The sequence below is a fragment of the Lactobacillus sp. PV034 genome (assembly GCF_014522305.1).
Taxonomy (GTDB): domain Bacteria; phylum Bacillota; class Bacilli; order Lactobacillales; family Lactobacillaceae; genus Lactobacillus.
Genome location: NZ_CP041982.1, coordinates 1,578,576 through 1,584,654, shown reverse-complemented (window position 1 = coordinate 1,584,654; position 6,079 = coordinate 1,578,576). Strand labels below are relative to the sequence as shown.

Below are 6,079 nucleotides of genomic sequence, written 5' to 3'. Positions count from 1 at the left end.
TGCTTCTCAAAAATGAAGCTTAATAATTATAGCACAGCTATTAGAATAGTGTCAAGGATCAATTTATCCTTTCTCTTTCTAACAACAGTTTATTATTATACAGAGCTTATAAAATAATGCAAGAGCTTTTTATTTATTAACTCTGCCTGTCATCCCTGACAGCAATAAATATATTACAGGATTAATTTTACTTATGCAAGATATTTTTTGTATTTTTTTAAGCCTGCTTTTATTTCTTCTGGTAGGGCTTGCTTTAACGGTTCAAATCCCGTTCTTACACTTCTTGAAGTCCAAAAATGTCTCTTTTTTCTTCTGATATTTATCGCAGTTGTTAATAAACCTCGTTGCGATAAACTTATCTTATTTGAAAAGGGATCAATATCTAAAATCATTACTTTTATTTCTTTGCCAACTTTATACTTGATTGATGGATTAGTTTTATTTATTTCTGATATGTGTAATAATCCTTCATTCTTTTTATCTAATCGTACAAAAATACCATACTGCTGAACTCCATTAATCACACCTTTTACTATTTGTCCGATTTGAAGGTTCATCTTAATTCATCTCTTTCTCTTCCCCTAGCTTTATTGTAAGCTAGTTAATTGTAAAAGCTAATATTTGATACCTTTAAACAAACTCATAAGGAGCAAACTATATGACAACCTTTGACTTAGCAATTATTGGGGGCGGTCCAATTGGATTATTTGCAACTCAATTTGCTCAGCTGCACAATTTAAGCACAATTACTTTTGAAGTCCTCGATCAATTTGGAGGACAAGTAAAATGGCTATACCCAAATAAACAAATTAAAGATATTCCAGCATATCCAACAATAAGTGGTTATAACCTTATAGAACAACTTAAATTTTCTATTAATAATAAACTTAAATCTAACTACCGAGTTGAATCAATTACCAAAAATGATGATTTCTTTATTATAAATAATGAATATAAGGCTAAAACTATTTTGTTAACTACAGGATTAGGAGCTTTTCATCCGAAAACTTTACCTATTAAGACCTCTGAAGCTGAAGATAAATTTATTAACTATTTCATGACTGATCCCAAAAAATATCAACATCAAAAGGTAGCCGTTTTAGGCGGTGGTGATACAGCTTTAGATTGGGCTCTTCAATTAGCTCCAGAAGTTGAAGAATTAACTTTAATCCATAGACGCCCAGAATTTAGAGGACTAGAAGCCTCTCTTGATAAACTCAAAAATTTAAAAAATGTTAAAATTACTACTCCTTACCTTCCAAAAAAATTACAATCAAAGACAACATCATTAGAAATCACCCTTAATAAGGTAGGCAATAAAGAGCTTATTACATCCAATTTCGATAATATCTTTATTGCATATGGCTTTAAGTCGGATAATCGTCTCTTAAAAAAGTGGGGTCTTGAGCTTTGCGCTGGTGGCATTAAAGTTGATCGAACTATGGCAACTAATATTCCAGGTATTTATGCCGTCGGAGATAGTGTAGAATATGAAGGACGCGTACCAATGATTGCATTAGGGTTTGGTGAAGCACAAATAGCTATCACTAATATCATGGCTAATCTATTTCCTAATAAAAAAATCACCCTACACTCAACAAGTATCTAATAATTATAGAAAGGTTATTAAATAATGAATCTAATCGATTTTATTTTGCATATTGATGATCACCTGGTTACTTTGGTAAACACCTTCGGAAATTGGTCCTATCTTATTTTATTTGCAATAATTTTTGTCGAAACTGGAGTGGTAATTTTTCCCTTTTTACCTGGCGATTCACTTGTTTTTGCCGCTTGTGCCATGGCAGCATCCCCTAAATATGGTTTAAATATCTGGCTTTGCTATTTTTTGTTTTTATTAGCAGCTATAATCGGCGATTCTTCTAACTATGAGATTGGACACTGGTCTGAAACAAAAAGTGCTGATCATAATTGGTTCAACAAACTAATTAACGAGAATCATCGTAAAGCTGCAGAAAACTTCTTCGATACACACGGAGGTATTACAATTCTACTTGGACGCTTTATTCCCTTTATTAGAACTTTTGTACCTTTCGTAGCAGGTGCAAGTAAAATGCATTATCGAACTTTTATCTTCTATAATATTTTAGGCGCATTTTGCTGGGTAAGTCTTTTCTCAGCTTTGGGTTACTTCTTTGGTAATATTCCTATTGTCCAAGAACACTTTTCTTTAATTGTAATTGGAATTATTTTAATTTCGGTCCTACCACCATTAATCATGTGGCTTCAAAAAAAGATAGCATTAAAAAAAGAACTTCGCTAATGAAGTTCTTTTTTATTTGCTAAATAAGTAGCGGCTATAATACATCTCATATACTATTCCTGCAACTGCAAAACAAGCAGCAAAAAAATTTTCTGTTAATACATTAATAATAGGATCCGTATTAGGATCAAACAACCAATTATTATTGTGGAAAATCATTTGATGAAAACTAATAAAAAATTCATCGAAATTCGTTAATGCTAAAGGTAATAAGATAATTGGCAAGATCATAAAAAATATTGCCTCATTTTTGGTTAAAGCAATATAGCCAACCTTTTTTCTTCTTTTTAAATATAAATATATGATTAAGCCGATTATAAAAACGATTAGGGCCAAACTAAACAAAAGCTTACATTCATAAAAGTGTTCCGCGGCAGAAACTGAGGTAGGAAAATTTCGCATCTGTAATTTAGTTGAAAATGGCCACAAAAGATAAATTAATAATTGTCCGTAAGCATACATAATTGATGGAATCGATTGATAAACAATTAGATAATTTTTTTGACCAAGGGTAAATAGAGCTAATAGCGGATAACTAATCACAATAGTAGCTATTGTCGCCAATGATAGGGAATTAAAAAAGTTATAGATTATTGCAATTAAAGGTTTACTTTTCATAATTTCCAATCATCCATATTCTTAACAATATAAGTTGGTTGAGCTTCTTCTTTTTCAACCTCTTCTAAATTAGATACCCCAGTAAGCGTCAAGATAGTATCTAAGCCATTATCCATCCCAGCTTTAATATCAGTTTGATAATTATCGCCTACCATTACCACTTCATCCTTATTTTTATTAATTAATTGTAAGGCATATTCAATAATTGGACTAGCCGGTTTTCCAATATAGATTGGCTTTTGTCCAGTTGCTTCCTCAATCATTTTACACTGTGAACCATTTCCAGGAAGAAACTCATTTGCTGCTGGCAATACCTTATCTGCATTTGTTCCTATAAAAGTAGCGCCATTCCTAATTGCTCGACATGCAGTACGGACTTTTTTATAGGTTAAATCAGTATCCATCCCCACTATTACATATTTTGGATTTTGTGCATCCAAATAAAATCGAGGATCTGATAAGAATCCGTTTATTAAGCCTTGCTCGCCAATTAAATAAACAGGAATTTTAGTAGTAGTTAGATTTTGTTCTTTTAGATAAGTTTTCGCAGCTAAAACTGGCGTGTATATATGATTAACATCAGTTTCAATGCCGTGTCCTTTTAACTTAGCTACAACCATTTCCGGAGTACGGGTCGTATTGTTTGTTAAAAAAAGATAGGGAATATTTTTTTCTTGAAGCCTTTTAACAAATCTTACTCCAGAATCAATTGTGTCACTACCTCGATAGATAGTTCCATCTAAATCTATTAGGTAAGCATTATATTTTTTCATTACTTGTCTCCTCTCTTTTTAATAATAAATCCCCTATTTTTACTTTTTTTAACTACCTTGCCATGATGAGAATTCAAGGTAGTTTTACGTACTTTTCTCTCTTTAAAATTATGTCTTTTTCCCGAATAACTATGTAAATTCCGTTTTTTATGCTTATTTTTACGTCCCAAAACCACCCTTTTAACCTGGTTTTCTCCAATTAAGTGAAGAATAAAATACGGACTACCGGGATTAGAATATTCATCAAGATAATCCACAATTGTAAGTGCCTTTTTATCGATTGCAACATGGTCTTTACTATCATAAAATCCCTTTAATCTTAAATGCTCACTTGCAATATCACCGACAAGATAGTCATATTGATTCAAAAAAGGATCATATTTTTCTTTTAAGAGCGAAACATCCAAAGCATTTTTTTCATTAGTAAGAATTTCATACTTACGTCCCTCAATCAGTAACTCCCCTTCTCCCATAACAATATGAGCATCAGGATGAAACTTTTTGACAGGCTCAGTTGGCTGCTCGCGTTCTTTTTTCTTAAAATTATTGTCTTTTTTATCGTTAAACTTCGCTTTATTTTTCATATTACCTATCCAATGCGATTTGCTTTTAAAATACTATGATATGCATCAAGTACTTTCCCTTTTGGCTTATCCCATTCAACCCATTCTGGATGTTTCCAATCATCTTCATTCAATAATGTTTCCAGTTCATAGGTCTCATTAATATACTTCTCGTAAGTCTGCAGTGCTTTAGTACGAGCTAAATTCAGCTGTAAAATTCTTACTCTTTTAATTTTTCCCTGATCTACTGCCAATTCAGCAATACCATTTTGATCAACATTCGATATTTCATAATATTTAGTACCATCATTACGGGTAACTTCTTCGATTAAATTTAGTTGTTGATACTTACTAGCCATAATTTTCCACCTAATGTTTCTAAATTTATCTTCCCTCATGTTTTATATAGAAAAAATATTATAACCATGCTATCGTTAAAAAGATAGAGGTGAATATATGAAGGTTAAACATTTATCTTTTTTTACTTTAATATTAACGATTATCTTTGTTTTTAATTCTGGATTTTTGGTTATAGGTCACCGAGGTAATCCATCCAAATATCCTGAAGAAACTATTCAAAGTGACAACTCCGCTTTCGAAGATGGTGCAGATTATGTTGAACTTGATCTGCATGTTTCCAAAGACAATATCTTGGTTGTCTCACACGATCGTGATCTTTCAAGAGTTGTCGGGTCATCGGTTATTGTATCACAAAACAATTTTAACTATTTACACTCACTAACTCAGCCTAATGGTGAACATATAATTTCTTTGGATCAATTATTTCAATATTATAAGAATAAACCAAAAACTAAGTTTTTAATTGAAACAAAGAAAACTTCACATGGTTATCCCAAAAACATGGAAGACTTACTTGCAAAAAGCATCAAAAAATATCATATGCAAGATCGTGTAATGATTCATTCTTTTTCTGCAAGCAGTTTAGAAAAAATGAGTAAGTTATTGCCAAGTGTACCGCGTTTTTTTATTGTTGGATCTCTTAAGCGAATTAACTTTGAAGTACTTTCTTATGTTAATGGTGTAAACATTTCTTCGGATCTTATTACTGATAATCCTGATTTAATTAGCCAACTCCATAAATTAGATAAAAAAGTTTTTGTCTGGGCTGAGATGAATGAATCACCTAAATTATGGAACTGGCTCATTAATAATGATATTGATGGTGTCGTAACCAACTTCCCAGCAACTGGATATAAGTACAAGTTAGCTAAAGACGGAACTAAAAAGTATAGTATCAATAAAGATGGCTACTATTTCGGGCGCGCCCCTCTTAATAGTACCGAAAATCCATATATTCAAACTAAAACTAATGAATCACTTAATTTCTTACAACCTGTTCACGTTTCTTCAGCTGTTGTAAATGATAATAAAATTTTCTATCAAATCGGTGATAAAGAATTCGTTCCTGCCGATGCCGTTAGTTTAGATTTAGATCCTAAAAATGTTCTACCTTATTGGAACTTACAAGTCATATCTAAAACTAAATTAGCTCAAACTTATCAACAACCTACTCAAAACTCTCATTTAACATCTTCCTTAAATCCCAACCAAAAATATCAGATTCTAGCAGTTAACGGCGGTGAAAAAATTAATTGGATTTTAACAAAACAAGGTTGGGTTAAAGCAACTGACATCTTATATTATGGTTTGTTTAATTCAAATTCACTTACCTTTAAAGAATATCGCCAACTACCTAAAAGTTCACAAGCCACAAATATTGCTCTTTTCCCAACTTTAACTCACAATAGAGTTGTAAGTTTCAATTTTTGGAATACTTATCGAGCTGAAAATGCAATAATATATAATGATAGACAATAATT

8 protein-coding genes are annotated in these 6,079 nt (G+C 31.6%); 3 read left to right on the top strand and 5 right to left on the bottom strand.

The annotated features are described in order from the left end of the window. Positions 1–191: 191 nt before the first annotated feature. Positions 192–557, bottom strand: coding sequence for a S1 RNA-binding domain-containing protein (locus tag FP432_RS08000; RefSeq protein WP_265488795.1), 366 nt, complete (start codon positions 555–557; stop codon positions 192–194). A 101-nt stretch (positions 558–658) separates the two neighbouring features. Here FP432_RS08000 and FP432_RS07995 point away from each other — a divergent pair, with 101 nt between their 5' ends. Continuing rightward, complete coding sequence (locus FP432_RS07995) at positions 659–1,609, top strand: NAD(P)/FAD-dependent oxidoreductase (protein WP_265488794.1); 951 nt, start codon at positions 659–661, stop codon at positions 1,607–1,609. 24 nt (positions 1,610–1,633) lie between these two features. After that, the gene (locus tag FP432_RS07990) at positions 1,634–2,284 is read left to right on the top strand and encodes a VTT domain-containing protein (protein ID WP_265488793.1); all 651 of its coding nucleotides are present in this window, start codon (positions 1,634–1,636) and stop codon (positions 2,282–2,284) included. A 12-nt stretch (positions 2,285–2,296) separates the two neighbouring features. Here the strand turns inward: FP432_RS07990 and FP432_RS07985 are convergent, their stop codons facing one another. Genes FP432_RS07985 through FP432_RS07970 form a run of 4 tightly spaced genes read right to left on the bottom strand, consistent with a single transcriptional unit; the run spans position 2,297 to position 4,597 of the window. Continuing rightward, positions 2,297–2,902, bottom strand: coding sequence for a TIGR01906 family membrane protein (locus FP432_RS07985; protein ID WP_265488792.1), 606 nt, complete (start codon positions 2,900–2,902; stop codon positions 2,297–2,299). Further along, the gene (locus tag FP432_RS07980) at positions 2,899–3,675 is read right to left on the bottom strand and encodes a TIGR01457 family HAD-type hydrolase (protein ID WP_265488791.1); all 777 of its coding nucleotides are present in this window, start codon (positions 3,673–3,675) and stop codon (positions 2,899–2,901) included. Before FP432_RS07980 ends, FP432_RS07985 begins: the two co-directional genes overlap by 4 nt. Continuing rightward, positions 3,675–4,259, bottom strand: a complete 585-nt coding sequence (locus tag FP432_RS07975; RefSeq protein ID WP_265488790.1) for a YutD family protein — start codon at positions 4,257–4,259, stop codon at positions 3,675–3,677. Before FP432_RS07975 ends, FP432_RS07980 begins: the two co-directional genes overlap by 1 nt. A 5-nt stretch (positions 4,260–4,264) precedes the next feature. Beyond that, a complete protein-coding gene (locus FP432_RS07970) occupies positions 4,265–4,597 on the bottom strand; it encodes a hypothetical protein (protein WP_265488789.1) in 333 nt (110 codons plus the stop codon). Positions 4,598–4,694: 97 nt separating this feature from the next. Between FP432_RS07970 and FP432_RS07965 the strand changes: the two genes are divergently transcribed. Continuing rightward, complete coding sequence (locus tag FP432_RS07965) at positions 4,695–6,077, top strand: glycerophosphodiester phosphodiesterase (protein WP_265488788.1); 1,383 nt, start codon at positions 4,695–4,697, stop codon at positions 6,075–6,077. The last annotated feature ends 2 nt before the right edge of the window (positions 6,078–6,079 follow it).

Bases quoted from the DNA above. Each gene is read 5' to 3' on its own strand.
- FP432_RS08000 (WP_265488795.1), bottom strand. From the start codon at position 557: ATGAACCTTCAAATCGGACAAATAGTAAAAGGTGTGATTAATGGAGTT.
- FP432_RS07995 (WP_265488794.1), top strand. From the start codon at position 659: ATGACAACCTTTGACTTAGCAATTATTGGGGGCGGTCCAATTGGATTA.
- FP432_RS07990 (WP_265488793.1), top strand. From the start codon at position 1,634: ATGAATCTAATCGATTTTATTTTGCATATTGATGATCACCTGGTTACT.
- FP432_RS07985 (WP_265488792.1), bottom strand. From the start codon at position 2,902: ATGAAAAGTAAACCTTTAATTGCAATAATCTATAACTTTTTTAATTCC.
- FP432_RS07980 (WP_265488791.1), bottom strand. From the start codon at position 3,675: ATGAAAAAATATAATGCTTACCTAATAGATTTAGATGGAACTATCTAT.
- FP432_RS07975 (WP_265488790.1), bottom strand. From the start codon at position 4,259: ATGAAAAATAAAGCGAAGTTTAACGATAAAAAAGACAATAATTTTAAG.
- FP432_RS07970 (WP_265488789.1), bottom strand. From the start codon at position 4,597: ATGGCTAGTAAGTATCAACAACTAAATTTAATCGAAGAAGTTACCCGT.
- FP432_RS07965 (WP_265488788.1), top strand. From the start codon at position 4,695: ATGAAGGTTAAACATTTATCTTTTTTTACTTTAATATTAACGATTATC.